The sequence below is a fragment of the Fulvimarina manganoxydans genome, from assembly GCF_900176465.1.
GTDB lineage: Bacteria > Pseudomonadota > Alphaproteobacteria > Rhizobiales > Rhizobiaceae > Fulvimarina > Fulvimarina manganoxydans.
Genome location: NZ_FWXR01000024.1, coordinates 1 through 25,207, shown reverse-complemented (window position 1 = coordinate 25,207; position 25,207 = coordinate 1). Strand labels below are relative to the sequence as shown.

Sequence of the window (25,207 nt, the reverse complement as noted above, 5' to 3'; positions counted from 1 at the left end):
AGGCGCGCTTTGTCCCCAGCCGGGTTTTGCCCCGTTGATCGATGGCTTCATTCCGTCGTCCATCTCGATTCAAATTCAGATAGGAGACCTTTTGAACTCATGATCCAAACGCTCGTCCGGGACTTTGGCTGGATCCATCTCGGGATCGGCCTGTTCGGCAATTTCTGCTTCGTCGTGGGATCGATCCTGTTCTTCAAGACCTTCGAGGCTTGGTACACGGTGGCGGTCTGGCTTTTCGTCGTCGGATCAACCGGCATGTTCGTCGGCTCTCTCGGCGAACTGGCGAAATCGCTCTATGAAGCGCGGGAGAAGCGAATGGAAAAGCGCCGATCCTGATTGGCGATCGCGATCCTCCGTTCGCGGCCTGAAAACACCGGACGGACCATCCATCATGATCTCTCCCGACAGTCTCGGTTTCGGCACATGGGCCGAGATCGCCGTCATTTTCGTCTTGGGCGGGATGGTGAAAGGCGCCTTCGGCTTCGGTCTGCCCTTGACGACGATGGCGATGCTGCCGCTCTTCGTGCCGATCGAATTCGCGCTGGCGATCAATGCGATCGTGATGCCCTTCACCAATATGGCTCAATTCGTCCAGGCCGGGCGGATGGGCGAGACGGTCGCCCGCTTCGCCCCGTCGCTTCTCGGCCTGGTTCTCGGCATTCCCCTTGGGGCCGCCCTGGTCAGCACCGTGCGCGACAGCGTGCTGCTCATCGCCCTCGGCGTCTTTGCCCTGGCCTATGTGCTTTTGACCCTCGCAAAACCCGCTCTTTCCATCGCGACCTCGGCGGAGAAGCCGCTGGGGCTCGGCGTCGGCTTCGTCGCCGGGATCGTCGGCGCCCTGACGACCGCCAGCGGGCCGCTCTTCGTGATGTATCTCGTCGGGCTCAAGATCGAGCGCCGGCTTTATCTTTCGGCCCTCAGCCTGTTCTTCATCCTGACCGGGGTTCTCATCTCGGGCACGTTCTTCCTCGCCGGCCTTATCGATCTTTCGCGGATCGGGCTGGGCGGTTTCGCCGTTCTGGCCTCTTTTGCCGGCATGGTCATCGGCAATGGGCTCGCAAAGCGAATCTCCGCCGAGCGCTTTCGCCTCGTCGTCCTGAGCTTCCTCGCCATTCTTGCGGTCAATCTCGTCCTGACCGGTGCCGCCGACCTCTTGTGACTTAAGGGGCGAAGCCCTCGATTGGCTTTGGCTTGCCCGGCTCTCCGCCAAGGCGAGGCTTGTCCATCGTTTGGCAGATCAGGCCTGCGAGCGTCTCGAAATCGGCCAGGCGCACTGTGGTCGGACGGAAGGCCAGAACCAGGCGGCGTGCCGGGACGGGCGGTGCGAGCGGCAGGATGGCAATGCCGGCCCCTTGCGTCTCGTCGGCCACCGCCATTTCCGGCACGAGCGTCGTGCCGAGCCCGCCCGCGACCATTCTGAGAAGCGTCGTCAGGCTGGTCGCACCAAGGCTTGCGAGCTCGCTTCCGTCGGCGAGGCGGCACACATCGATCGTCTGGGTGCGCAGGCAATGGCCTTCTTCCAAGAGGATCATGCGCTGGCGCGTCAGAAGCGGTGCGGGGACGGGCGTCGGCAGGCTTGCCGCTTCCGCGGCCGGCACGGCGAGATGGAACGGATCGTCGAAAAGCGGAAGCGTCTCGACATCCTCCACATGCAAAGGCAGCGCTACCACCGCGCAGTCGATCTCACCGAGCTTCAGATCGGATAAGAGCCGCTCGGTGACGCTTTCCCGGATTTCGCAGTCGAGAGAGGGAAAATCCTTCGCCAAAGCCGGCAGGAGGCGCGGCACGAGATAGGGCGCGACGGTTGCGATCATGCCGATCCGCAGCCGCTTTCCGAGAAGGCCAGCGCCTCGGTCGGAAAGGCCTTCGAGATCGCGCACCTCGTTCAGGATGCGCTGAATGCGCTCGCCGACCATTTCGCCATCGGCGGTGAGCGAAACGCCGGCCGAACCCCGCGTGAACAGCGCGGTCGCGAAAAACGTCTCCATCTGGGCGATCTGCCCGGACAGAGCGGGCTGGCTGATATTGAGCCGGCGCGCCGCCTTTCCAAAATGCAGCGTTTCGGCCAGAGCCTGAAAATAGCGGAACTGTCGGAGTGTGAGCATGCCGATAAGATAATCCGATCACTGAGGCGACGAAATACGATTGGAGATGATCGCCGACTTCTTACATAACGGGCTGGAACAATTCCAAGGCTCGCGGCCCATTGTCCGAGCCTTCACCCCATCACCGCAAGGGAGGCCTTCATGGCTGATCGGAACACTCTGCGCACCTCGGCGGGCGCGCCTTGGCCCAACAACCAGGACTCGTTGTCGGCCGGCGAGCGTGGTCCTCTGCTGTTGCAGGACTACCAGCTGATCGAGAAGCTTGCCCATCAGAACCGTGAGCGCATCCCCGAGCGCACCGTTCACGCCAAGGGCTGGGGCGCCCATGGCAAGATGGTCATCACCGAGGACATCTCGAAATACACTAAGGCCAAATGCCTGCAGAAGGGCGTCGAGACGCCGATGCTGGCGCGCTTCTCGACGGTCGCCGGCGAGCTCGGCGCCGCCGATCACGAGCGCGACGTTCGCGGCTTTGCCCTGAAGTTCTATACTGAGGACGGCAATTGGGACATGGTCGGCAACAACACGCCGATCTTCTTCGTCCGCGACCCTTATAAGTTCGCCGACTTCATCCACACCCAGAAGCGCCATCCGAAGACCAATATGCGCTCGGGCGCCGCCATGTGGGATTTCTGGTCGCTCTCGCCGGAGGCGATCCATCAGGTCACCATCCTGATGTCCGATCGCGGCCTGCCGCAGTCCCCGATGCATATGAACGGCTACGGCTCGCACACCTTCTCGCTCTGGAACGATGCCGGCGAGCGCTACTGGGTCAAGTTCCACTATAAGACCGAGCAGGGCCACGACTTCTACACCAATGAAGAAGCCGAAAAGATCATCGGCAAGACCCGCGAGGGCTATCAGGAGCGCCTGTTCAACACGATCGAGAACGGCCAGTTTCCCCGCTGGAAGTTCCAGATCCAGGTGATGCCGGAGCTCGACGCCGAAAAGTGCGACTTCAACCCCTTCGATCTGACCAAGGTCTGGCCGCACGACCAGTTCCCGATGATCGATGTCGGCTACATCGAGCTCAACCGGAACGCCGACAACTACTTCGCCGAGATCGAGAACGCCGCCTTCTCGCCGTCCAACGTCGTGCCGGGCATCTCCTTCTCGCCCGACAAGATGCTCCAGGCCCGCGTGTTCTCCTATGCGGACGCCCATCGCTATCGCCTCGGCACCCATTATGAGACGATCCCGGTGAACCGGCCGCTCGTCGAGGTGCACAACTACCACAAGGACGGCACGATGAACGTCTTTGGCGGCGTGCGGACCGGCAATGAGAACGCCTATTACGAGCCGAATTCCTTTGCCGACAAAGGCGCGGCCGTCGAGGATCGCTCGGCGCAGGAGCCGCCGCTGAAGATCTCCGGCGATGCGGCACGCTACGACCATCGCACCGGCTATGACGACTATTCCCAATGCCGCGTGCTGGTGACCAAGGTGATGGACGAAGAGCAGCGTCAGCGGCTCTACAAGAATATGGGCGGTGCCATGGCCGGCATTCCCGAATTCATCGCCGAGCGTTGGTTCGGTCATCTGAAGCAGGTGGACCCGGCCTATGAGGCTGGCGTGCGCAAGGCTTGGAACGAGGCGAATGCCTCGGGCGAATACGCCGCCAATGCGGCGCCGATTACCCCGGACACGCCGGCCCTGACGGGCGGCGATGCGGCGGGCGACGGCGCGCAGGTCGCCGCCGAGTAATCGGCTCGCGAGGATACACGAAGACAAGCCTTTGGGAGAGGCTCGTGAAGGGGCTGGGATGCGAAAGCGTCCCGGCCCCTTTTTTTGTGGGACGTTCGCCCAGGCGCAGTCCCGAGGGGGAGCGGTGGGCGCAACGAAAAAGGCGAGCCGTATCGACCCGCCTGTTCTCACTTTACCGGCAATCGGAACGCGTCAGACGAAATCCGCTTGATCGCTTCGCGATGCGGCTTTTTAAAGCCGCTCAAGCGCTGCGCGGGCTTTGATACGGAAGCCGACTGAATCAGTCCGACACCGTCTCAGACGATGCCGCTCTGTCGAACGACGACGGGCGCACCCGAGGGGACACGATCATAGAGGTCGATGATGTCCTGGTTCATGAAGCGGATGCAGCCGGACGAGCCGGCGGTTCCGATCGTCCAATATTCTGGCGAACCATGCAGGCGATAGAGCGTGTCGCGTCCGCCTTGGAAGAGGTAGAGGGCGCGCGCGCCGAGCGGATTGGCGATGCCGGGCTCCATGCCGTCGGCATATTGAGCGAGTTCGGGCTTGCGGGCGATCATCTCGGCCGGCGGCGTCCAGGTCGGCCATTTGCGCTTCCATTGGATCTTCGCGCGCCCGGCCCAGCCAAAGCCCTCGCGTCCGACGCCGACGCCATAACGCATGGCTCGGCCGCCCGGCTGGACCACATAGGCGAATTTGCGGGCCGTATCGACGACCACGGTGCCCGGCGCCTCGCCGGTCGGATCGTCCACCTCCTGGCGGTAATAGATCGGATCGACCCGCGAGAGATCGACGGCCGGAATGCGGTGGCCGCCATCGACCATGGCGCCATACATCTCGCGATAGCGCGAATCGGCGGAGGCACGGCTTGGGCGCCCGTCGAAAGCGGTGAGCCCGATGATGCGCGCGCGCGACGTCCCGCTCGACGAGCAACCGGCGAGCGCGGCGGCCGAGCCGACGCCGAGCCCCATGAGGAGCTTGCGCCGCGAAAGAAGCGATTGGGTCATGTCCGTTCCAGCCTGTCTGTCGTCTTGTTCCTGCGCTGGCGCTTCTCCCGGCGCCAGTCACACGTAAGGCCATAAGATGGCAGAGGCCTTCGAGGTTCCCAGCGTCACGCGCCCGTGAGCGATGATCGCAAGGATGAGACCCTGTCATAAGAGGTCGGGCAGATCAGTCCGCGCGCAGGCTGATCAGATCGGGCAGGACAAGATCGGGCGACAAATCCCAATATTCGTCCGGTTCGTTGAACCGGTTGATCCAGACTGTGCGAAAGCCGAAGCTCTTGGCGCCCGCCACGTCCCAGCGGTTGGAGGATTGGAAGGAGACGGCTTCCGGATAGACCCGGAAAAGGGTGGTGACGAGCTCGTAGACTGCGGGCGAGGGCTTGTAGGTCTTTGCCTCGTCGACCGAGATGATCGCGTCGAAGAATTCGGCGATCCCCGAAGAACTCGCCGCCCGCTCCAGCATGGCGGCCGAGCCGTTGGACAGAATGACGAGCTTGGCGCCGGCCTCTTTGAGCGCGCGCAGGGCCGGGACGGCGTCCGTATAGGCGTCGAGATCGCGATAGGCGTCGAGCAGCGCCTCGCGAAGGGCGGGATCGATCTTCGGATAAAACTGGAATGAGAAATCCAGCGCGTCTTCGGTCAGCTGCCAGAAATCGCGATCGTGCCGCCCCGCGAGGCCGCGAATCCAGGAATATTCCAGCTGCTTGCGCCGCCAAAGGGCGGAAAAGGCCGGCCCATCCGGTCCCATCGCCGCTTGATGGCGCTGAACGGCGGCATTGGTGTCGAACAGCGTTCCATAGGCGTCGAAGACGTAGACAGCGGGCATGATGCTCCTGGCCGATTTCGCGGGGGGCCGGTTTCTTGACGGTTTTGTCTTGTCGAAAGAGGAGATAAAGAGCGGTTCTGGATGTCCAGTCCCTCCCATTGCGACCTGACGTTTACGTCAAAACTTGATGGTCTCTGGTGCGGCATTGCCACAGCTTCGCCGGACCGGCGTCAGCTTTGTCGACTGGGGTAAGGGGCATGGACTTGGGACGAGGCGCGCCTGCCGCGTGGCAGGGATCGACGCTTCGACGACGAGAAAGGACGTTTCGCACATGGCCCAACAGACGAGCGCTGGGGACCCCGCCAAGACCCCAAGAGCGCGAACCTTCTTCGACGGGCAATGGCACGACGGCAGCCCGACCCTCATCGGTCCGGGCAGTCATGCCATGTGGCTTGGCAGTTCGGTCTTCGATGGCGCGCGTTGGTTCGAGGGTCTGTCGCCCGACCTTGATCTTCATTGCGCTCGTGTGAACCGCTCGGCCGCGGCCATGGGGCTCGATCCCTTCGTCGCCGCTTCAGAGATCGAGCGTCTGGCCCTTGACGGCATCAAGGGCTTCGACGGGGAGACGGCGATCTATATCCGTCCGATGTATTGGGCCGAAGGCGGCGGTTTCATGGGCGTCCCGGCCGATCCGGCCACGACGCGCTTCTGCCTCTATCTCCACGAGTCGCCGATGATGGAGCCGACCGGCTTCACTCTCGGTCTCTCGCCTTTCCGCCGGCCCTCCATCGAGGTCGCGCCGACCGACGCCAAGGCCGGATGCCTCTATCCGAATTCCGGCCGAGCCATTTTGGAGGCCCAGAAACGCGGCTTCGACAATGCGCTTCTCCTCGACATGAACGGCAATGTGGCCGAGACGGCGACCTCCAACGTCTTCATCGCCAAGGATGGCGTCGTCCTGACCCCCGTGCCCAATGGCTGCTTTCTCGCCGGCATTACGCGGGCACGGATCATCGATCTCCTTCGCTCGTCCGGCGTCGAGGTGATCGAGAAAACGCTGAAACCATCCGACTTCGAGACCGCCGACGAAATCTTCTCCACCGGCAATCACTCGAAGGTCGTACCCGTGACACGCTATGAGGGGACATCCTTCCAGCCAGGACCGTTCTATCGCAAGGCCCGCGAGCTTTACTGGCAATTTGCGAAAGGTGCGGGACACAGCGATTGACGCGGCCGCTCCAGACCGCGAGATGATCTCGTCTGCAACGATTTAGGCCGTCATCAAGGGCGCGTGATTCGCGCTTCAATTTCTTAGCCGCCGCTTTTCGATGGCGGTGGCAGATCGAGGATGGTCCCCTAACTTTCGTTGCGATGGCGGCAAGGGCTGCCCGCTGCGCTCCTGATCAACGGGATAAGGCGGAAGGGCTTTGCGGCCGAACGAGATTTGAACGAGAAGGAGACAAGAGATGGCGTTCACGCTTCCAGAGCTTCCCTATGCCTATGATGCGCTTGGCCCTTACATGTCGAAAGAAACGCTCGAGTTTCACCACGACAAGCATCACAATGCCTATGTGACCAAGGGCAACGAGCTGGCCGAGAAGGCCGGCATGGCCGATCTCTCTCTCGAAGAGATCGTCAAGAAGTCCTATGGCGCCGACCAGGCGCTCTTCAACAATGCCGGTCAGCATTACAACCACATCCATTTCTGGCAGTGGATGAAGCCGAATGGCGGCGGCAAGAGCCTGCCCGAAAAGCTGCAGAAGGCCTTCGATTCCGATCTCGGCGGCTATGACAAGTTCAAGGCCGATTTCGAGGCGGCCGGTGCCGGTCAGTTCGGTTCGGGTTGGGCCTGGGTCGCGGTCAAGGACGGCAAGCTTCAGATCATGAAGACGCCGAATGGCGAGAACCCGCTGGTCCATGGCGGCGTGCCGATCCTTGGCGTCGATGTGTGGGAGCATTCCTATTATATCGACTATCGCAATGCCCGGCCGAAATATCTTGAAGCCTTCGTCGATAATCTCATCAACTGGGATTACGTCCTCGAATGCTACGAGGCCGCGACGAAGTAAGCGTTTTATTTGAAACGCATTTCATCCGCCTCGGTCGCCCTGCGGCCGGGGCGTTTTGCGTTTCGAAATGGCCTTCCTCATGCCCCTCCCTCACGCCAATGTGTGAGCGAAAGGTCTAAGGCGAACCGTTGCCGGTGACTGGAATTGTTCCAACTCCCCAATTGTCAGCGCCATGGGCGGTCGGCGACGGTCCGAACGTTTGCCTCGGCGGTGTCTTGAAACGGCGAGGAGTTCCAGCCCGATGAGCGACATGCGTTCCCTGACCCTGATATCCGCCCTGACCCTTGGCTGCGCGACGCTGGTCGCCTTGCCGGCGATCGCGCAAAATCTCGATGCCATCGAGAAGCGCCAGGAGCTCATGAAGGAAAATGGCAAGGCCGCGAAGGCGGGTGGCGCAATGGCCAAAGGCGAGACCGAGTTCTCGGCTGAGAAGGCCAATGAGGTGTTCACCTCGATGCACGAGATCGCCATGGATTTCGGCAACCATTTCCCGGAGGATTCCAAGACCGGCGGCAAGACGGAAGCGGCGCCCGCGATCTGGGAGAAGCCGGACGCGTTTCAGGCCGCTCTCGTCAAATATCAGAACGATACCCAAGCCGCGATCGACGCCGCGCCGCAGGATCTCGCAAGCTTCCGGCAGCAATTCGGAATGGTGGCTCAGAACTGCAAAAGCTGCCACGAAGAATTCCGCATCGACAAGGACTGAGTGAAGCGGCGCCGGGCGGGATGTCCGGCCGCCTTTTGCCCGTAGCCCGGTGGGTCATCTGCGGGCAAAAGCCGTTCGAGATCGTGCTGCCCGGCGCCGATCCGGCCCGGTATTGGTGCTGTCCTGTCCGATGATTGGCGCCTTGGAGGGGAAAGCCCGTGCTCGATCGCATTCTGACCGTGCTCTTCGTCGTCATTCTTCTCGGCGCCGGGCTCGTCTATGGGCTGACCATACCCGATCGGCTCAATGCTGCGGCACTTCCCGATCCTGCAATGGGCGATGCGGCGCGCGGCGAGACCGTATTCTGGGCGGGTGGCTGCGCCTCCTGCCATGCGCCCTCGAAGGCCGAAGGCGACGACAAGCTAAAGCTCGGCGGCGGCGACCCGATCCGGTCCGATTTCGGCACGTTCCATGCGCCGAACATCTCGCCGGATCCCGATGCCGGAATCGGTCAGTGGAGCTTCGTGGATTTCGCCAATGCGATGAAGCGCGGGGTGTCACCGGACGGCAAGCATCTTTATCCCGCTTTTCCCTATACGTCTTACGTCAAGATGACCGATGGCGATCTCAACGATCTCTGGGCGTTCATGCGGACCTTGCCGAAGGTCGCAACGACTGCGCCGGCCAACGATCTGGCTTTCCCCTTCAATGTGCGACGCGGCATTGGGCTTTGGAAGCTCGCCTTCATGGATGGGCCAGGTCCGATCATTGCCCTACCGGAGGATGCGAGCGAAGCGCAAAAGCGGGGGCGCTATCTCGTCGAAGGGCCCGGCCATTGCGGCCAATGCCACACGCCGCGTCTCCTCTACGGCGCGGGCGGGCTCGACGACGCCCATTGGCTTCAGGGTGCGCCCAATCCAGATGGCGAGGGGCGCATTCCCAATATCACGCCGTCGGAGGCCGGGATCGGGTCCTGGTCGGCCTCGGACATCGCCTATTATCTCGAATCGGGCTTCACGCCGGACTTCGACTCGGTCGGCGGCTCGATGGTCGACGTCCAGGAGAACATCGCGCGCCTGCCGGCAGCCGACCGCGAGGCCATCGCCGCCTATCTGAAAGTGGTGCCGGCGGCGGGTGGGCGGCCGGGCGAATAACACCCCGTCAAGGCTTCTGCCTCGCGCCTTTACTCATTGAGGTTGGCGAATCCGCGCCGCAGCGCCCATATCGATCAGCACCGGCGATCGAAATCATCGCCAGAATTCGCTTTTCCGGATGATATGCCGTCGGCTATCTCTGCCGACCCCGGAAAAGGGCATGAAAGGACCTGAAATGGATAGGGTGATGGAGCCGGAATTCGATGTCCGGCTTGGCGATCGGCCGGTGAGCGCGGACGAGGATCCGTTCGCATTGTTCGGTGAGTGGTTCAAGGCCGCCGAGGACGCCGAGCCGAACGATGCCAACGCCATGTCGCTCGCAACGGTGGACGAGCTCGGGCAGCCGGATGTGCGCATCGTCCTCCTGAAAGCGCTCGATTCGCGCGGCTTCACCTTCTTCACCAATTTCGAAAGCGCCAAGGGCCATCAGCTTCTGGCAACGCGCCGGGCCGCGCTTTGCTTCCATTGGAAGTCCTTGCGACGGCAGGTGCGGGTTCGCGGGCCGATCGAAACCGTGTCCGACGCTGAGGCAGACGCCTATTTCGCTTCCCGTCCCCGGGGCAGCCGCATCGGCGCCTGGGCCTCTCAGCAGTCGCGTCCGCTGGAAAGTCGCCAGGCACTGGCCGACCGCGTGGCGGAGTTGGAAACCGTCTATGGCGAGGACGACATTCCGCGTCCAGGCCATTGGTCGGGCTTTCGGGTGATCCCCTTCGCCATCGAGTTTTGGCAGGACGGGGCCTATCGCCTTCACGATCGGGCCTTGTTCGAACGCGCTGAGCCGGAAGACCCCTGGATGCTGAAGCGCCTCAATCCATAAGTCTGGCCGAAGCCTTGCGAACAGAGAGGAGCGGGCTCGCGGGCCCGCTTCAGCCCCAGCAGCCGGCGAGAACCTCCTCGACGAAGGCGGGCACCAGAACGCTTGCAAGGCCGTGCCGGGCTTCGTCGAACTGAAAACTGCCCTCGGTCGGCTCCAGATTGAGCTCCAACGTCTCGATCCCGGCGCGCTTGGCTTCGGCCACGAAGCCGGCGGCCGGATAGACCGCGCCGCTGGTGCCGATCGATACGAAGAGATCGGCCTCGCCCAAGGCCGCGAGGATGCGATCGAGATGATAGGGCATCTCGCCGAACCAGACGACGTCGGGGCGCATCGTGCCGACCTTGCCGCAACGGGGGCAGACATCCTGGGGCGAAAGGGCTTCGCGGGCTGGCTCCCTCGCCCCGCAAGCGGCGCAGAAGGCGATCAACAATTCTCCATGCATATGGATCACGTCGCGGCAGCCGGCGCGCTCGTGGAGATCGTCAATATTCTGGGTGACGAGGGTCACCGTGCCCGCATAATCAGCTTCGAGTTTTGCGAGCGCACGATGGGCCGGGTTGGGCGCGACCTCCTTCAGGCTTGCCCTGCGTGCGTTATAGAAGGCCTGAACCTTCTCCGGATCGCGCATGAAGGCTTCCGGCGTCGCCACGTCTTCCAGCCGAACCTTCGACCAGATGCCACCCTTGTCGCGAAACGTCTCGACGCCCGATTCGGCGGAGATGCCGGCGCCGGTGAGGATGAAGATGGAGGCAGGCGCGGACGTCCTCGAAGACATTCTTTCTGCTTTCATGATGGGTTGCAGACGATCGGATTTCTGGGCGGGGCCTTGGCGCTTTCCGATAGTTGAACGATCGATTTTCGCCGCTGGTGTCCTGCAACGACAGGGCGTATATCTTCCTCAAGCGACATCGTCGGATGGTTTTCTCTGTCGCACCCTGCTGCATTGCCAATAAAACGCTTCCTCCGTCTCAGACCACAGGCTATCTTACGAAGAGTTACGAGAGCGATGAACGGAGCTGCGCCCTTCCATGCCGACACCCAGTGCCTTCGAACAGGAAATGCTGGAACTGATCAACCGGGCGCGTGCGAACCCGTCCGGCGAATTCGACGCCATCATCAAGAATGCCGCGACAGGTGAGGCATTCTCCGACGATGTCACCAATGCGGTCCGTTTCTTCAACGTCGATCTGGCGCTGTTCAAGACGCAGATGGCAGCCTTCGCGCCCGTTGCGCCGCTCGCCTGGTCCGAGGCTTTGGACAAGGCGGCGACGGCCCATTCCAATCTTATGATCCAGACCGACACCCAGTCGCACAATCTGCCGGGCGAGGCGGGGTTGCTGGAACGTATCCAGGCCGCCGGCTACACTCAACTGTCTTCCGTCGGAGAGAACATCTACGCCTATTCGAAGTCCGTCGAGCATGGCCATGCCGGCTTCATCATCGATTGGGGCAGTGGACCCGGAGGAATGCAGGACCCGGCGGGGCATCGGATTTCCATTCTCAGCGACCGCTACAGCGAGATCGGTATCGGAGCGATTGCGGAGGATAATTCGGCCACGAAGGTCGGGCCCAACGTCGTCACACAGAATTTCGGCAATCGCTTCGACTATCAAGCGCAACTCCTTGGCGTCACTTTCAGGGACAAGGACGCCGACACCTTCTACGATGCCGGGGAGGGGCTTGGTGGCGTCACTGTAACGGCAACGGGGGCCGGCGGCACCTTCACCACGATGAGTTGGGACAGCGGCGGCTATCAGATGGTGGTGCCCGCCGGCAGCTACAGCGTGACCTTTTCAGGGGGCGGACTCGCTGCGCCGATCACAAAGACGGCGATAGTTGCTCAGTCCAATGTGAAGGTCGACGCCATGGACGGAACCGGCGGAACCGGGGGCGCCAAGGTCGGCACCACCGGCAGCGATCTTTTCGTCTCCCAGGCCGCCAACGAGAGTTTCTCCGGTCTCGAGGGCATCGATACGTTGAAAATCGGGACCAACCGCGCCGATGCGACCCTTCAGGGCTCCGACGAATCGGGAATGGTGACGACAGCGGTGGGCGGTATCGACAGCCTGACCTCGATCGAGCGAATCGCCTTCGACGATGGGACCCTGGCGCTCGATGTGGGCAAGGACGAGAATGCCGGAACGGCATTCCGCATCTATCAGGCGGCCTTCGGGCGCACGCCGGACAATGCGGGCCTGAAATTCTGGATCAATTCCGTGGATAACGGCCTTTCTTTCAAGGGCATGGCCGGCTCGTTCAACGATGCGAGCGAATTCATCGCGCTCTACGGCAATACGAGCAATTCGGCCTATGCAGCTGCGCTCTACAAGAACGTTCTCGGCCGCGACGGCGATGCCGCCGGCTCCGCATTCTGGGCCAATGCCCTCGATAGCGGGCAAGCGGACAGAGCCGACGTGCTTCTCGGCTTCACGCGTTCGGACGAAAACCTCACTCTGACCGCGGCCGCAACCCAAGACGGGATTTTCATCGTGTGATGGAAGCGCGGCAGACGTCCGATGCGCCTGCTTGTCGGGATGAAACCCCTTCATACGGTGTTCGACTGATCCCACCGGACGAATGAATTGACCCCTCGGGTCAATCCACGTCCGGCGAGGGGCTCACACGCCGCTCGGGGTGCCAGCGGACAGTCGAAAGCGATGCTTTCATATGTCCGCTGGTCTGATTCATTCGGACACCGTATCAAAGCCTGCGCGGTGTTTGAGCGGCTTTGAAAATCCGGTTCGCGAAGCGATCAAACGGATTTCGTATCAGGCCTCCGTCCCGCCGACGGTGACCTGGTTCATTCGCAGATGCGGCTGGCCGACGCCGACCGGGACGCCCTGGCCGGCCTTGCCGCACATGCCGATGCCGGTGTCGAGGGCGACGTCGTTGCCGACCATGGCGACGCGCTTCATCGCCTCCGGGCCGTTGCCGATCAGCATGGCGCCTTTCAGCGGCTCTTCGACCTTGCCATTGCGGATGCGGTAGGCCTCGGTGCAGCCGAAGACGAATTTGCCCGAGGTGATGTCCACCTGGCCGCCACCGAAGGAGACGGCATAGATCCCGTCCTTGACCGAGGCGATGATCTCGTCCGGCGTATGCTCTCCGCCCAGCATCATCGTATTGGTCATGCGCGGCATCGGCGCATAGGCGTAAGATTGGCGCCGTCCGTTTCCGGTGGGTTTTGCCCCCATCAGCCGAGCGTTCTGACGGTCTTGCATATAGCCGACGAGCTTGCCGTCCTCGATCAGCACGGTGCGGTTGGTCGGCGTGCCCTCATCGTCGATGGTCAGCGAGCCGCGCCGCTCGGCGATCGTGCCGTCATCGACCACGGTGACGCCCTTGGCCGCGACCTGTTGGCCCATCAGGCCCGCAAAGGCCGAGGTCTTCTTGCGGTTGAAGTCGCCTTCGAGACCATGTCCCACCGCTTCATGGAGCATGACGCCCGGCCAGCCCGAGCCGAGAACGATGTCGAAGGTGCCGGCGGGCGCCGCGACGGCTTTCAGATTGACGCGGGCTTGGGCAAGCGCCTTGTCGGCGATGCCCTGCCATGTGTCCTCGACCATGAACTCGCCAAAGGCGGTGCGCCCACCGGCGCCGAAGGAGCCGGTCTCCTGGCGGTCGCCCTCGCCGCAGACGACAGAGACGTTGAAGCGCACCAGCGGACGCACATCCTTGACGAGCCGACCGTCGGCGCGAAGGATTTCGACCACCTGCCATTGCGCGCCGATCGTCGCGGAGACCTGACGCACATCGTCGCCTTGGCCGCGCAGATAGGCGTCGATCCGTTGGAGAAGCGCGACCTTCTCCTCGAAGCTCGGCGCCCCGATCGGATTGTCATCGCCATAGAGCTTTGCATTGGTGCCGACCGGAGGCTCGGCATAGACGCCCTTATGGCCGGTCTTGACCGCCGCCACCGCATCCGCCGCGCGCTTCAAGGCGGCGAGCGAGAAATCGTCGGCATGGGCAAAGCCCACTGCCTCGCCCGCCACTGCGCGCAGGCCGAAACCCTGATCGACCGAGAAATTACCGGCCTTCAGGCGGCCATTGTCGAAGGCGAGCGATTCCTGCTCGCGATATTCGAGGAAAAGTTCTCCGTCGTCGGCGCCGGAAAGCGTATCGTCCAGGAGGGCGCGCAGCTCGGCCTCGGAGACGTCGAATCGTTCGGTCAAGGAAGGGATCATGGGCGCAACGCTCCGAAATTCCGGGCCTGAAAAGTCTCGTTCAGCCCGCGAGATATGGTCGCCCGGGGCCGCTTCCAAGCGCTCGAGCCGAATTGGCGTTCGAAACGATCATCTTAGGGCAGGGCGGCGAAGCCATCCTTGAACCCGTCCAACTCGACCGGAATGCCGATCCCCTGTTCGGGGCTTTGGAAGAAGGAGAAGGTGGCGCTCTTGGCATTCGACAAAGTGTCGATGAGGCCCTGATCCATGATGACGTCGGCGAGACACCCATCGGCGAAGCAGCGCACGAACTGGGCCCGGCCGATCAGCTTGCCGTCGACATTCAGTTGCAGCCCGCTCGGCAGGATGATCCCGAGCGGGGCGCGAACGCGCAGGATCGTATCCTTGCCGTCGGCGGTCTTCAGAACGCTGATCGCAAGCCCGATCTCCGGTCGGTCCTCCGGCACGACGATCTGCCGCAAGAGACATTGTTCGTTGGTCGCACCCGCCGGCGTGTCGCAGACGATCGCCCAGGCGCCATGCTGGGATTTCAGCTTTCCGATCGGCGATGTCGTCTGCGCCTCGGCTGGCGGCTGACCTGCGGCAAGTGCGCCGAGAAGTGCGAGGAGAAACGGCAGGGCCCGAAAGCGGACTGGGCAGAAAGCGTTGAACATTGGGTCTGGCGACCTCCTGGCCATGGAGCGAAGGAATGGATTTTGAGCGCTATAGCACGCAAGTGAGAATGCCGTTGCATAGCCGCACGGCACGATTAGGGCCGGCGGAGGACGCGGGTCGCCGCCATGGCCGCGTCGATACGGGCATGCGACCGGCTGCCCGTCGCGGCGGATGGGCCCGAATCATACAGAGGCGTCCCATCCGGCGAGCGGCGCCGTCGCCTGATCATCTCCACAAGGATCTTACGAACAACAACATAACAGGCGATTGGATGGATGCGGGCACGGTCCTATCGACCAAAGTTGAGGCTCGGCCAAACGTCGCGTGCTGTCGCTGCAACGCTCTGCCGTCGCTGCTATCGGCAAGAAATTGTGTCGCATTCTGGAATGGCTCCGAGGTGTTGCGGCTTTTGCGGTTTCGTGGTTCAAGCGCTGCCATCGGTATTGCTGCCTCGAATGGGGCTGGCCTCGGGTGCAACTCGCAGGCCTTCGGCAGCGAGCCAAAGAAGATTGCGCGACAGTCTGTGAGAGGCGAGGGGTCGGCAGGAGGATGCACGTGAAACGATGGAGCTTGACGGCCGGTTTGCTGGCGGCCGGCGCAACGGCCGCGATGGCCCAGGACGGCGATCTCGTCGTCGGAAAGCCGCATCCATGGCAGATGGGGCTGCAGGAGGCCTTCTCGCCGATCGAGGAGCAGATCCACTGGTTCTCGAACTACACGCTGGCCTTCATCGTTCCCATCACCATTCTGGTCGCGGTCCTGCTCGGCTGGTGCGTCTTTCGCTATAGCGCCAAGAAGAACCCGACGGCCTCTCGCACGGCCCACAACACCACGATCGAGGTGATCTGGACGCTCGCGCCGGTTCTCGTTCTTCTGATGCTGGCGATTCCGTCCTTCCAGCTTCTCACGGCACAGTACAATCCGCCGCGCGATCCGGATCTGACGGTCAAGGCTGTCGGCTATCAGTGGTATTGGGGCTACGAGTATCAGCCGCCGGAGGCCGATGCGGACGGCGGAGCGTCTGTTCTCTCCTACGAATCCTATCCGGTCGAGGCCGCAGACATCGAAGCCTCCAAGGGCGATCTCGAGACCTATCCGCGGCTTCTGGCCGTCGACAACGAGATGGTCGTGCCGGTCAACACCATCGTGCGTGTGATCTCGACCTCGGCCGACGTGATCCATTCCTTCGCCGTGCCTTCGCTCGGCGTGAAGGTCGATGCCGTTCCGGGGCGCGCAAACGAATATTGGTTCGAGGCGACCCGCGAGGGCATCTTCTACGGCCAGTGCTCCGAACTTTGCGGCGCTGCGCATTGGAACATGCCGATCGCTATCCGCGCCGTGTCGCAGGAGCAGTATGACGCTTGGTACAAGGCAGCGCTCGAGGATCTCGATGCCGCCAATCAAGAACTCGTCGCTTCGATCAAGGCCGCCCAGTCCGGCCGCGCAGTCGCGTCCCGCTGAGTTCGTCGGGTTTAGAGGGAGTTTTACTCAATGGCTTACGGCGCCACCCACGACGCCCATGACGATCACCGGCCCCATGGCTGGGTTCGCTGGGTCTATTCGACCAATAACAAAGACATCGGTATCCTCTACCTGATCTTCGCGATCGTCGCGGGCGTGATCGGTGGAGCCCTGTCGATCGGCATTCGTGCCGAGCTGCAGGAGCCGGGGATGCAGATCTTCTCCGATCCGCAGGTCTTCAACGTCTTCACCACCGGCCACGGCCTGATCATGATCTTCTTCGTGGTCATGCCGGCGCTGATTGGCGGCTTCGGCAACTATTTCGTGCCGGTGATGATCGGTGCGCCGGACACCGCTTTCCCTCGCGTCAACAACATCGCCTTCTGGATGCTGGTGCCATCCTTCCTGCTCCTGATCGCCTCGCTCTTCGTCGAGGGCGCGCCGGGCTCGAACGGCGCGGGTACGGGCTGGACCATGTATCCGCCGCTGTCGACCTCGGGTCATCCCGGGCCGGCGGTCGATCTGGCGATCTTCGCGCTGCATCTGTCGGGTGCCTCCTCGCTGCTCGGCGCGATCAACCTGATCACCACGATCCTCAACATGCGCGCTCCCGGCATGACGCTGCACAAGATGCCGCTCTTTGCCTGGTCGCAGCTCGTCACAGCGTTCCTTCTGCTTCTGTCGCTGCCGGTTCTCGCCGGCGCGATCACCATGCTTCTGACCGACCGCAATTTCGGCACGACCTTCTTCGCGCCCGAAGGCGGTGGTGACCCGATCCTCTACCAGCATCTGTTCTGGTTCTTCGGTCACCCGGAAGTCTACATCCTGATCCTGCCTGCTTTCGGCATCGTCAGCCACATCATCTCGACCTTCTCCAAGAAGCCGGTCTTCGGCTATCTCGGAATGGCCTATGCCATGGTCGCCATCGGCGTCGTCGGCTTCGTCGTGTGGGCCCACCACATGTACACCACCGGCATCTCGCTGAACGCCCAGCGCTATTTCGTCTTCGCGACCATGGTGATCGCGGTGCCGACCGGCATCAAGATCTTCTCCTGGATCGCCACGATGTGGCACGGCTCGATCAGCTTCAAGACGCCGATGCTCTGGGCGATCGGCTTCATCTTCCTGTTCACCGTCGGTGGCGTGACGGGCGTAAAGCTCGCCAATGCCGGCATGGACCGCGTGCTGCACGACACCTATTACGTGGTCGCCCACTTCCACTACGTCCTGTCGCTCGGCGCCGTCTTCGCGATCTTCGCGGGCTGGTACTATTGGTTCCCGAAGATGAGCGGCTACATGTATAACGAGACGATCGGCAAGGTGCATTTCTGGCTCACCTTCGTCGGCGTCAACATCGTCTTCTTCCCGCAGCATTTCCTAGGCGCCGCCGGCATGCCGCGTCGCTACGCCGATTATCCGGATGCGTTCGCGGGCTGGAACTTCGTGTCCTCGATGGGGTCCTACATCTCGGGCGTCGCCGTTCTCGTCTTCCTCTATGGCGTCTGGGAGGCCTTCGCCAAGAAGCGCGTCGCCGGTGCCAATCCTTGGGGCGACGGCGCGACCACGCTGGAGTGGAAGCTGTCCTCGCCGCCGCCCTTCCACCAGTGGGAAGAGCTGCCCAAGGTCAGCTGATCGGATCCTGAAGCGGGATTTTTGAGACAATCGGTGGAGGCCGCCCGAATGCGAGGCGGCCTCCACCCTCATGACAGGCCCGATGGAAACGGGTGGCGGCTCGGTGTTTTGCCGGGTTTTGCATACAGGCGAGGATGATCTTCGCCTTGCAGGCGCGCCCCGCCGCATCACGGCCCGCCACATCATGGATTGAATGAAGGTCGCCACGTGTCGCTGATCGAAACGTCAATGATCGAACCGGGCTCTGTCTCCGCAAAGCCGCGGGTGAGCCTGTCCGAGCCGAAGGATTTCCTCGCGCTTCTCAAGCCGCGCGTGATGTCGTTGGTCGTTCTGACGGCGGTTACAGGTATGGTCGCGGCGCCCGGCACGATGAACCCTGTACTCGCCATCGTGTCGATCCTGGCGATCGCGGTCGGTGCCGGGGCGTCCGGCGCGCTGAATATGTGGTATGACGCCGATATCGACGCCCGCATGTCGCGCACCAAGCTGCGGCCGGTGCCCTCAGGCCGCGTCGAGCCGGACGCGGCGCTCGCCTTTGGTCTCGGCCTTTCGATCTTCTCGGTGATGGTGCTCGGCTTGGCGGCCAACTGGTTCGCGGCCGCCTTCCTTGCCTTCACCATCTTCTTTTATGCCGTCATCTACACGATGGGTTTGAAGCGCTCGACGCCGCAGAACATCGTCATCGGTGGCGCGGCCGGCGCCTTCCCGCCGATGATCGGCTGGGCCGCCGTCACCGGCGACATGTCGCTTGCCGGCTTCGTACTCTTCATGATCATCTTCCTCTGGACGCCGCCCCATTTCTGGGCGCTGGCGTTGTTCAAGATGAAGGAATACGGCTCGGTCGGCGTGCCGATGCTCCCGAATGTGGCGGGCGAGGCCTCGACGCGTCGCCAGATCTTCGCCTATTCCTTGATCCTCGTCCCCGTCGGCGTAGCCCCTTTCTTCCTCGGCTTTGCAGGTCCGGTCTATGGTGTCGTGGCGGCCCTCATGGGCGCGAATTTCCTGCGCCATGCCTACGCCGTCCTGAAGATGGCTGATGGCGACGAAAAGATGATCCCGGCCAAGCGCCTCTTCGGCTTTTCGATCCTTTATCTCTTCGGTCTTTTTATCACATTGCTCGGCGAGACGGTCGTGATCCGGCTTCTCGCAGGCGGAGCTGCTTGATGGCCGAAGAAAAGGACGAACGCATTCGGCTGACGCCGGAGGAGGAGCGGGCGCGCCGCAAGCGGTCGATCGCTATCGCCGTCACGCTGATCGCCCTCGTCATTCTGTTCTATGTCGTGTCCCTGGTGAAGATCGGATCATGAACGAGACCAGACAGTCCGCGGACGAACGGATCGCCGAGGCCCGGCGCAAGGGGCGCTTCGTGGCTGCCGGTTGCGCGGCCTTCGCGCTTGGGATGGTGGGCGCCGCTTATGCGTCCGTGCCGCTCTATCAGCTTTTCTGTCAGGTGACGGGCTATGGCGGCACGACCCAGCGCGCCGAGGCCGCTCCTGTCGAGGTTGTCGATATCCCGGTCAAGATCCGCTTCGACGGCAATGTCGCCAAGGGGCTGCCCTGGCGCTTCACGCCGAATGACCGCGAAGTGACGGTCAAGCTGGGCGAGGTCGGTCAGACATCCTATCACGTGACGAATCTGTCAGACCGCCCGACCAAGGCGCAAGCTTTGTTCAATGTGACGCCGGATGCCGCAGGGCTCTACTTCAACAAGATAGCCTGCTTCTGCTTCAACGAGCAGCTTCTTCAGCCCGGCGAAACCGTTGATATGGGAATCACCTTCTTCGTCGATCCCGACATCCGGGAAGCTGAAGAATTGAAGCTCGACCAGGCGATCACCCTGTCCTACACGTTCTTCCCCATGGAAGACGAGACGGACGAGACGCTGGCCAAGGCGCCGAACACGGATGAGGCCGGCGCTGGGTCGAAGCTCGAACAGAAGACTAGTGGCTGAGGCGCTCGGCCTCGTATAAGGGGAAATGCCGCGCCTGGCCCATGACGGGGCGCGGTAGAGGATAGTGGGGAAACGCGCGATGGCTGACGCACACGCCAAACACGATTATCATCTGGTCGATCCGAGCCCTTGGCCGTTCATCGGCTCGGTCGGTGCCTTCATCATGCTGTTCGGCGCTGTCGGCCTGTTCCGTTGGAACACCGGTCAGGCCTTCAACTTCCTCGGGCTCGATCTTGCGACCCCCTGGATCTTCGTGCTCGGCCTCGCCGTCGTCCTTTACACCATGTATGCGTGGTGGTCCGATGCCGTGAAAGAGAGCCTGGAGGGCAAGCACACGCGCGTCGTGTCGCTCCATCTGCGCTACGGCATCATCATGTTCATTGCCTCCGAGGTGATGTTCTTCGTGGCCTGGTTCTGGGCCTTCTTCGACGCCAGCCTCTTCCCGAACGAAGCGATCCAAGAAGCACGAACCGAAGTGCTCGGCGGACAATGGCCACCGGTCGGCATCGAGGTTCTCGACCCGCTGCATCTGCCGCTCTTCAATACGATCACCCTGCTTCTGTCGGGCACGACCGTGACCTGGGCTCATCATGCTCTGCTGCACAATGATCGCCGCGGCCTGATCACCGGTCTGGCGCTCACCGTCGCGCTTGGCGTGATCTTCAGCTATGTGCAGTATTTCGAATATGCCCATGCGCCTTTCGCCTTCGCGGGTTCGATCTACGGCTCGACCTTCTTCATGGCGACGGGTTTCCACGGCTTCCATGTTCTCATCGGAACGATCTTCCTGATCGTCTGCCTGATCCGCGCATCGGTGGGCCAGTTCACCCCGCAGAAGCATTTCGGTTTCGAGGCCGCTGCCTGGTACTGGCATTTCGTCGACGTCGTCTGGCTGTTCCTCTTCTTTGCCATCTATGTCTGGGGTGGCTGGGGCGCACCGGTCTACGCCGCCTGAGGCGGCACCATCCGGGATTCAAACGGGGAGGGCGGAACCTTGCGGGTTTCGCCCTCGTCTCGTTTCAAGACCGTATTCAAGGAGCCTGCGACCATGAACGAGCCGAACATGGACTATCCGCCCGCCGACCCGGTCAAGGCGGGGCTCGCCGGTCGTTGCCCCCGCTGCGGCGAGGGCAAGCTCTTTTCCGGCTTTTTGACGCCGGCCAAGACATGCAACGCCTGCGGCCTCGACTATGCCTTCGCCGATTCGGGAGACGGGCCTGCGGTCTTCGTCATCCTGATCATCGGCTTCGTCATTTGCGGCCTTGCGCTTTGGCTCGAGGTGAGCGTCGGCCCGCCGCTCTGGGTTCATCTCATCCTCTGGATTCCGCTGACCGTGATCCTCTGCCTGCCGCTCTTGCGAACGCTCAAGGGCCTGATGATTGCGCTCCAATATCGCAACAAGGCGCATGAGGGCCGTCTTGAAAGCGGAGAGTGAGCCGATGGCGGCGGAGGATGTGGGTGAGGAGCCGTCTGGCGCGCCGGGCGCCAGCGGACCCATGAGCCGCGGTCGCTTCCTGTTCGCTTTAGCACTCTGCATCGTCGGTATCACCATCCTGATGGGCCTTGGCACCTGGCAGGTCGAGCGGCTGCAATGGAAGGAGGCCCTGATCGAGCGGATCGAGACGCGCATTCACGGTGCCCCGATCTCGCTCGATGAGGCGATTGCCCTGCGCGCGGAGACCGGCGACATCGACTATCAGCCCGTCACGCTCACGGGACGCTTCCTCAATGACGGCGAGCGCTATTTTCTCTCGACCTATGAAGGTCAGGCCGGCTGGAACGTCTTCACCCCGCTGGTGACGCCCGAGGATCGCATGGTCTTCGTCAATCGCGGTTTCGTTCCTTACGAGTTGCGCGATCCGGCCAAACGCCCGCAAAGCCTCGTCGAGGGCACGGTGAGCATCACCGGTCTTGCCCGCGAGGCGCCGGAAGAAAAGCCCGGCTATTTCCTGCCCGACAACGATCCGGCCAAGGACACCTTCTTCTGGCGTGATCTTCCCGCCATGGCGGAGGGGATCGCACTTGGCTCCGACATTCGGCTCGTCCCCTTCTTCGTCGACGCAGACGACACCCCCAATCCCGGCGGTCTGCCCGTCGGCGGTCAGACCGTCGTGACGATCCCGAACAACCACCTGCAATATGCGATCACCTGGTACGGCATCGGCGTGGTGCTGATCGTCATGACCGGCATGCTCGTCGTCAATCGCTGGCGATCGCGGCATGATGGCAGGCCCGGTTCCGCTTGACAGGGACGGGCGTGATGCCTTCATTCCGGCCATGACCCTAGCGCCTTCCGACACCATCGTCCCGCCGTCCGCTTCGCCTTCGGCCGGCCTCACCATTCGCCTCTGCGAGCCGCGCGGCTTTTGCGCCGGTGTCGAGCGGGCGATCCAGATCGTCGTGCTCGCGCTGAAGAAGCACGGTGCGCCGGTCTATGTGCGCCATGAGATCGTCCACAATCGCTATGTGGTCGACGGTCTGCGCGACATGGGCGCGATCTTCGTCAAAGAGCTCGACGAAATTCCCGATGACGGACAGCCGGTGGTCTTTTCCGCCCATGGCGTGCCGAAATCGGTGCCGGCGAAAGCCGAGGCGCGGGACATGCTCTATCTCGACGCGACCTGCCCGCTGGTTTCGAAGGTCCATAAACAGGCCCTGCGCCACATGCGCCATGGCCGCCATGTGATTCTCGTCGGCCACAAGGGCCATCCGGAAGTGGTGGGAACCATGGGCCAGCTGCCCGAAGGCGCCGTGACCCTGATCGAATCGGAAGAGGACGTGGCCGCGTTCACACCCGACGATCCGGCGGCGCTCGGTTTCGTGACCCAGACGACGCTTTCAGTGGACGATACGGCGGGCGTCATCGGCGCGCTCGAAGCAAAATTCCCAGAGCTGCAGGCGCCGGCCTCCGAGTCGATCTGCTATGCGACAACCAATCGCCAGGAGGCGGTGAAGGCGGCATCCCCCGGCACCGACCTCTTTCTCATCGTCGGCGCCCCGAATTCCTCCAACTCCAAGCGCCTCGTGGAAGTCGCGCTGAAGGCCGGGGCGCGTCAGGCGGTGCTCGTCGAAGGCGCGGGCGAAATTCCTTTCGATGCGATACCTGCGGACGGATGTGTGGCGATCTCCGCTGGTGCCTCCGCCCCGGAAGTCCTCGTCAATGGCGTCATCGACGCGCTCAGGAGCCGCTTCGAGGCCAAGCTCGAACTCGTCCAGACGGCCGAGGAGAACGAGCTCTTCCCCGTCATGCGTTCCTTGCGCGAAACGCCGCTGACCAAGGCCGACATGGCCTTCGTCAATGGCGCGGCCTGAGAGGGGCGTCGGATGGCTGTCTATACCGACGTTCCCGAAACCGAACTCGCCGAGTTTCTCGCCGCCTACGATCTCGGCCAGCTCTTAAGCTATAAGGGTATCGCGGAAGGGGTCGAGAACTCCAACTTCCTGCTGCGCACCGGCGGCGGAACCTTCATCCTCACGCTCTACGAAAAGCGGGTGAACCGGGACGATCTGCCCTTCTTTCTCGGCCTGATGCAGCACTTGGCGGAACACGGGCTCTCCTGTCCGCTGCCGATCCAGCGCAAGGACGGCGAGGCTCTGGGCGAACTTGCCGGCCGCCCGGCCGCCGTCTTCACCTTTCTGGAGGGGATGGGCGCCCGCCGCCCGACCGCGAGCCATTGCCGAGCGGTGGGGGCGGCTATGGCGCGGCTCCACGCGATCGGCGACGGCTTTTCCATGCGCCGGGCGAATGCGCTCTCGATCGACGACTGGCGCCCGCTCTTCGAGAGCTGCCCGCCCAAGGTCGACACGGTCGAAGAGGGCTTGTCCAATGAGATCGCGGGCGAATTGTCTGCGCTGGAGCGCGACTGGCCGCGCGATCTGCCCTCGGGCGTGATCCATGCCGATCTCTTCACCGACAACGTCTTCTTCCTCGCCGGGGACCTGTCGGGCATCATCGACTTCTATTTCGCCTGCAACGACCTTCTGGCCTATGATCTGGCGATCGGCGTCTGCGCCTGGTGCTTCGAGGCCGATGGCAGCTTCAACATCACCAAATCCCAGAGCCTCCTGCGCGGCTATCAATCCGTGCGACCGCTGGAGCCGCGCGAGATCGAGGCCTTCCCAGTCCTTTGCCGGGGCGCTTCGATGCGCTTCCTTCTGACCCGGCTCTATGATTGGCTGACAGTGCCGGACGACAGCTTCGTCACCAAGAAGGACCCGAAGGAATATCTGCGCAAGCTGCGCTTCCACGCCCAGGTGAGCGGGCCGGCCGAATACGGCTTTGCGATCGAAGGAGACCCGGCATGAGCGAGAAGCGGGTCGAGATCTTCACCGATGGCGCCTGTTCCGGCAATCCGGGACCGGGCGGCTGGGGCGCGATCCTGCGCTTTGGCGGGGCGGAAAAGGAGCTGAAGGGCGGCGAGCCGGAGACGACGAACAACCGCATGGAGCTTCTGGCGGCGATCGAGGCGCTGTCGGCGCTGACGCGCCCCTGCGCCGTCGATCTGCATTCGGACTCCGAATATATGCGCAACGGCATCACGAAATGGATTCACGGCTGGAAGAAGAACGGCTGGAAGACCGCCGATCGCAAGCCGGTGAAGAATGCCGAACTCTGGCAGAAGCTCGACGCCGAGCGCGAACGCCACGACGTGACCTTCCATTGGGTGAAGGGCCATGCCGGCCATGTGGACAACGAGCGGGCCGACGAACTCGCCCGCGCCGGCATGGCGCCGTTCAAGATGAAGCGGGCGAGGCCGGCAGCGGAGTGATTGGAGCTCTGCGGTGTGTTTCGTGGATGAGCGCCGTGCCTGCAGGGTTTGGAGATCAGAGCGATCCCCCGACGCTTCGTCATCCTCGCGCTCGAAGAGCGTGGGGACCCATGCCATTCCCATCGAGCGGCATTCGGGCGGCGGAAGACCAAGACGCAGACCAAAATCCTTCGTGGATGTGACAAGCGTGCGAGGCATGGCAACTGTGTTCATGCGAAGGCCTTTTTGTCTCTCTGCATGGCGTTGAGGACGGTGAGAAGCTTTCTGGCGACGGCGATGATTGCGACTTTC

Annotated in this window: 26 protein-coding genes; 20 read left to right on the top strand and 6 right to left on the bottom strand. The window is 62.6% G+C overall.

Annotated features, from left to right (window positions below):
• Positions 1–99: 99 nt before the first annotated feature.
• The gene (locus B9A15_RS19250) at positions 100–336 is read left to right on the top strand and encodes a YrhK family protein (protein ID WP_084412160.1); all 237 of its coding nucleotides are present in this window, start codon (positions 100–102) and stop codon (positions 334–336) included.
• A 55-nt stretch (positions 337–391) separates the two neighbouring features.
• Positions 392–1,159: a sulfite exporter TauE/SafE family protein gene (locus B9A15_RS19245; RefSeq protein ID WP_170923367.1), complete on the top strand. Its 768-nt coding sequence runs from the start codon at positions 392–394 to the stop codon at positions 1,157–1,159.
• Position 1,160: 1 nt separating this feature from the next.
• Here B9A15_RS19245 and B9A15_RS19240 read toward each other — a convergent pair whose 3' ends face one another.
• Positions 1,161–2,105 (bottom strand): hydrogen peroxide-inducible genes activator, encoded by a 945-nt coding sequence (locus tag B9A15_RS19240; RefSeq protein ID WP_084412158.1) that lies wholly within the window; start codon positions 2,103–2,105, stop codon positions 1,161–1,163.
• 141 nt (positions 2,106–2,246) lie between these two features.
• On the opposite strand from B9A15_RS19240, the gene B9A15_RS19235 reads away from it, so the two are divergent.
• Positions 2,247–3,809, top strand: a complete 1,563-nt coding sequence (locus B9A15_RS19235) for a catalase (protein ID WP_084412157.1) — start codon at positions 2,247–2,249, stop codon at positions 3,807–3,809.
• A gap of 296 nt (positions 3,810–4,105) precedes the next feature.
• Here the strand turns inward: B9A15_RS19235 and B9A15_RS19230 are convergent, their stop codons facing one another.
• The gene (locus B9A15_RS19230) at positions 4,106–4,816 is read right to left on the bottom strand and encodes a L,D-transpeptidase (protein WP_084412156.1); all 711 of its coding nucleotides are present in this window, start codon (positions 4,814–4,816) and stop codon (positions 4,106–4,108) included.
• Positions 4,817–4,979: 163 nt separating this feature from the next.
• Positions 4,980–5,642 carry a haloacid dehalogenase type II gene (locus B9A15_RS19225; RefSeq protein WP_139798502.1) on the bottom strand — a complete coding sequence of 221 codons (663 nt, stop codon included), beginning with the start codon at positions 5,640–5,642 and terminating at the stop codon, positions 4,980–4,982.
• 268 nt (positions 5,643–5,910) lie between these two features.
• On the opposite strand from B9A15_RS19225, the gene B9A15_RS19220 reads away from it, so the two are divergent.
• The 5 genes from B9A15_RS19220 (at position 5,911) to pdxH (ending at position 10,265) form a co-directional block, all read left to right on the top strand.
• Positions 5,911–6,807: a branched-chain amino acid aminotransferase gene (locus B9A15_RS19220; RefSeq protein WP_084412154.1), complete on the top strand. Its 897-nt coding sequence runs from the start codon at positions 5,911–5,913 to the stop codon at positions 6,805–6,807.
• Positions 6,808–7,045: 238 nt separating this feature from the next.
• A complete protein-coding gene (locus B9A15_RS19215) occupies positions 7,046–7,648 on the top strand; it encodes a superoxide dismutase (RefSeq protein WP_084412153.1) in 603 nt (200 codons plus the stop codon).
• Between the two features lie 241 nt (positions 7,649–7,889).
• Positions 7,890–8,354, top strand: a complete 465-nt coding sequence (locus B9A15_RS19210) for a c-type cytochrome (RefSeq protein WP_244557036.1) — start codon at positions 7,890–7,892, stop codon at positions 8,352–8,354.
• Between the two features lie 158 nt (positions 8,355–8,512).
• Positions 8,513–9,448 (top strand): cytochrome c, encoded by a 936-nt coding sequence (locus B9A15_RS19205; RefSeq protein ID WP_084412152.1) that lies wholly within the window; start codon positions 8,513–8,515, stop codon positions 9,446–9,448.
• Between the two features lie 187 nt (positions 9,449–9,635).
• The gene (pdxH, locus tag B9A15_RS19200; RefSeq protein WP_139798501.1) at positions 9,636–10,265 is read left to right on the top strand and encodes a pyridoxamine 5'-phosphate oxidase; all 630 of its coding nucleotides are present in this window, start codon (positions 9,636–9,638) and stop codon (positions 10,263–10,265) included.
• A 49-nt stretch (positions 10,266–10,314) separates the two neighbouring features.
• On the opposite strand, the gene B9A15_RS19195 is transcribed toward pdxH, so the two are convergent.
• Complete coding sequence (locus B9A15_RS19195) at positions 10,315–11,040, bottom strand: NAD-dependent deacylase (RefSeq protein ID WP_084412150.1); 726 nt, start codon at positions 11,038–11,040, stop codon at positions 10,315–10,317.
• Between the two features lie 253 nt (positions 11,041–11,293).
• On the opposite strand from B9A15_RS19195, the gene B9A15_RS19190 reads away from it, so the two are divergent.
• Positions 11,294–12,760, top strand: coding sequence for a DUF4214 domain-containing protein (locus B9A15_RS19190; RefSeq protein WP_084412149.1), 1,467 nt, complete (start codon positions 11,294–11,296; stop codon positions 12,758–12,760).
• A gap of 273 nt (positions 12,761–13,033) precedes the next feature.
• Here the strand turns inward: B9A15_RS19190 and tldD are convergent, their stop codons facing one another.
• Positions 13,034–14,449, bottom strand: coding sequence for a metalloprotease TldD (gene tldD / locus B9A15_RS19185; RefSeq protein ID WP_084412197.1), 1,416 nt, complete (start codon positions 14,447–14,449; stop codon positions 13,034–13,036).
• Positions 14,450–14,562: 113 nt separating this feature from the next.
• Positions 14,563–15,102 (bottom strand): invasion associated locus B family protein, encoded by a 540-nt coding sequence (locus B9A15_RS19180; protein WP_170923366.1) that lies wholly within the window; start codon positions 15,100–15,102, stop codon positions 14,563–14,565.
• A 550-nt stretch (positions 15,103–15,652) separates the two neighbouring features.
• On the opposite strand from B9A15_RS19180, the gene coxB reads away from it, so the two are divergent.
• The 11 genes from coxB to rnhA all read left to right on the top strand — a co-directional run bounded on the left by coxB (position 15,653) and on the right by rnhA (position 24,916).
• Entirely contained in the window at positions 15,653–16,564 is a 912-nt protein-coding gene (gene coxB, locus B9A15_RS19175) for a cytochrome c oxidase subunit II (protein ID WP_084412147.1), read from the top strand.
• Between the two features lie 30 nt (positions 16,565–16,594).
• The gene (gene ctaD / locus B9A15_RS19170; protein WP_084412146.1) at positions 16,595–18,196 is read left to right on the top strand and encodes a cytochrome c oxidase subunit I; all 1,602 of its coding nucleotides are present in this window, start codon (positions 16,595–16,597) and stop codon (positions 18,194–18,196) included.
• A 228-nt stretch (positions 18,197–18,424) separates the two neighbouring features.
• The gene (locus tag B9A15_RS19165; RefSeq protein WP_139798500.1) at positions 18,425–19,360 is read left to right on the top strand and encodes a heme o synthase; all 936 of its coding nucleotides are present in this window, start codon (positions 18,425–18,427) and stop codon (positions 19,358–19,360) included.
• A complete protein-coding gene (locus B9A15_RS19160; RefSeq protein WP_084412144.1) occupies positions 19,360–19,503 on the top strand; it encodes a protoheme IX farnesyltransferase in 144 nt (47 codons plus the stop codon). The genes B9A15_RS19165 and B9A15_RS19160 overlap by 1 nt, the downstream gene beginning before the upstream one ends.
• On the top strand, positions 19,500–20,147 hold the full coding sequence (locus B9A15_RS19155) for a cytochrome c oxidase assembly protein (protein ID WP_084412143.1): 648 nt from the start codon (positions 19,500–19,502) through the stop codon (positions 20,145–20,147). The genes B9A15_RS19160 and B9A15_RS19155 overlap by 4 nt, the downstream gene beginning before the upstream one ends.
• Before the next feature lie 79 nt (positions 20,148–20,226).
• On the top strand, positions 20,227–21,102 hold the full coding sequence (locus tag B9A15_RS19150) for a cytochrome c oxidase subunit 3 (protein ID WP_084412142.1): 876 nt from the start codon (positions 20,227–20,229) through the stop codon (positions 21,100–21,102).
• A gap of 93 nt (positions 21,103–21,195) precedes the next feature.
• Positions 21,196–21,582: a DUF983 domain-containing protein gene (locus B9A15_RS19145; RefSeq protein ID WP_084412141.1), complete on the top strand. Its 387-nt coding sequence runs from the start codon at positions 21,196–21,198 to the stop codon at positions 21,580–21,582.
• 61 nt (positions 21,583–21,643) lie between these two features.
• Positions 21,644–22,393, top strand: a complete 750-nt coding sequence (locus B9A15_RS19140; protein ID WP_084412196.1) for an SURF1 family protein — start codon at positions 21,644–21,646, stop codon at positions 22,391–22,393.
• Between the two features lie 31 nt (positions 22,394–22,424).
• Positions 22,425–23,459, top strand: coding sequence for a 4-hydroxy-3-methylbut-2-enyl diphosphate reductase (ispH, locus tag B9A15_RS19135; RefSeq protein ID WP_084412195.1), 1,035 nt, complete (start codon positions 22,425–22,427; stop codon positions 23,457–23,459).
• A 12-nt stretch (positions 23,460–23,471) separates the two neighbouring features.
• Entirely contained in the window at positions 23,472–24,452 is a 981-nt protein-coding gene (locus tag B9A15_RS19130; RefSeq protein WP_084412140.1) for a homoserine kinase, read from the top strand.
• Positions 24,449–24,916, top strand: coding sequence for a ribonuclease HI (gene rnhA, locus B9A15_RS19125; RefSeq protein WP_084412139.1), 468 nt, complete (start codon positions 24,449–24,451; stop codon positions 24,914–24,916). Before B9A15_RS19130 ends, rnhA begins: the two co-directional genes overlap by 4 nt.
• Positions 24,917–25,207: the final 291 nt, after the last annotated feature.

Excerpts from the sequence above, each read along its gene's own strand:
- B9A15_RS19215 (WP_084412153.1), top strand. The coding sequence starts at position 7,046 with ATGGCGTTCACGCTTCCAGAGCTTCCCTATGCCTATGATGCGCTTGGC.
- B9A15_RS19150 (WP_084412142.1), top strand. The coding sequence starts at position 20,227 with ATGGCTGACGCACACGCCAAACACGATTATCATCTGGTCGATCCGAGC.
- B9A15_RS19155 (WP_084412143.1), top strand. The coding sequence starts at position 19,500 with ATGAACGAGACCAGACAGTCCGCGGACGAACGGATCGCCGAGGCCCGG.
- rnhA (WP_084412139.1), top strand. The coding sequence starts at position 24,449 with ATGAGCGAGAAGCGGGTCGAGATCTTCACCGATGGCGCCTGTTCCGGC.
- ispH (WP_084412195.1), top strand. The coding sequence starts at position 22,425 with ATGACCCTAGCGCCTTCCGACACCATCGTCCCGCCGTCCGCTTCGCCT.
- B9A15_RS19160 (WP_084412144.1), top strand. The coding sequence starts at position 19,360 with ATGGCCGAAGAAAAGGACGAACGCATTCGGCTGACGCCGGAGGAGGAG.
- B9A15_RS19190 (WP_084412149.1), top strand. The coding sequence starts at position 11,294 with ATGCCGACACCCAGTGCCTTCGAACAGGAAATGCTGGAACTGATCAAC.
- tldD (WP_084412197.1), bottom strand. The coding sequence starts at position 14,449 with ATGATCCCTTCCTTGACCGAACGATTCGACGTCTCCGAGGCCGAGCTG.
- B9A15_RS19230 (WP_084412156.1), bottom strand. The coding sequence starts at position 4,816 with ATGACCCAATCGCTTCTTTCGCGGCGCAAGCTCCTCATGGGGCTCGGC.
- B9A15_RS19250 (WP_084412160.1), top strand. The coding sequence starts at position 100 with ATGATCCAAACGCTCGTCCGGGACTTTGGCTGGATCCATCTCGGGATC.
- B9A15_RS19235 (WP_084412157.1), top strand. The coding sequence starts at position 2,247 with ATGGCTGATCGGAACACTCTGCGCACCTCGGCGGGCGCGCCTTGGCCC.
- B9A15_RS19245 (WP_170923367.1), top strand. The coding sequence starts at position 392 with ATGATCTCTCCCGACAGTCTCGGTTTCGGCACATGGGCCGAGATCGCC.
- pdxH (WP_139798501.1), top strand. The coding sequence starts at position 9,636 with ATGGAGCCGGAATTCGATGTCCGGCTTGGCGATCGGCCGGTGAGCGCG.
- B9A15_RS19240 (WP_084412158.1), bottom strand. The coding sequence starts at position 2,105 with ATGCTCACACTCCGACAGTTCCGCTATTTTCAGGCTCTGGCCGAAACG.
- B9A15_RS19210 (WP_244557036.1), top strand. The coding sequence starts at position 7,890 with ATGAGCGACATGCGTTCCCTGACCCTGATATCCGCCCTGACCCTTGGC.
- B9A15_RS19195 (WP_084412150.1), bottom strand. The coding sequence starts at position 11,040 with ATGTCTTCGAGGACGTCCGCGCCTGCCTCCATCTTCATCCTCACCGGC.
- B9A15_RS19165 (WP_139798500.1), top strand. The coding sequence starts at position 18,425 with ATGATCGAACCGGGCTCTGTCTCCGCAAAGCCGCGGGTGAGCCTGTCC.
- B9A15_RS19145 (WP_084412141.1), top strand. The coding sequence starts at position 21,196 with ATGAACGAGCCGAACATGGACTATCCGCCCGCCGACCCGGTCAAGGCG.
- B9A15_RS19130 (WP_084412140.1), top strand. The coding sequence starts at position 23,472 with ATGGCTGTCTATACCGACGTTCCCGAAACCGAACTCGCCGAGTTTCTC.
- coxB (WP_084412147.1), top strand. The coding sequence starts at position 15,653 with ATGCACGTGAAACGATGGAGCTTGACGGCCGGTTTGCTGGCGGCCGGC.
- B9A15_RS19140 (WP_084412196.1), top strand. The coding sequence starts at position 21,644 with ATGAGCCGCGGTCGCTTCCTGTTCGCTTTAGCACTCTGCATCGTCGGT.
- B9A15_RS19220 (WP_084412154.1), top strand. The coding sequence starts at position 5,911 with ATGGCCCAACAGACGAGCGCTGGGGACCCCGCCAAGACCCCAAGAGCG.
- ctaD (WP_084412146.1), top strand. The coding sequence starts at position 16,595 with ATGGCTTACGGCGCCACCCACGACGCCCATGACGATCACCGGCCCCAT.
- B9A15_RS19180 (WP_170923366.1), bottom strand. The coding sequence starts at position 15,102 with ATGTTCAACGCTTTCTGCCCAGTCCGCTTTCGGGCCCTGCCGTTTCTC.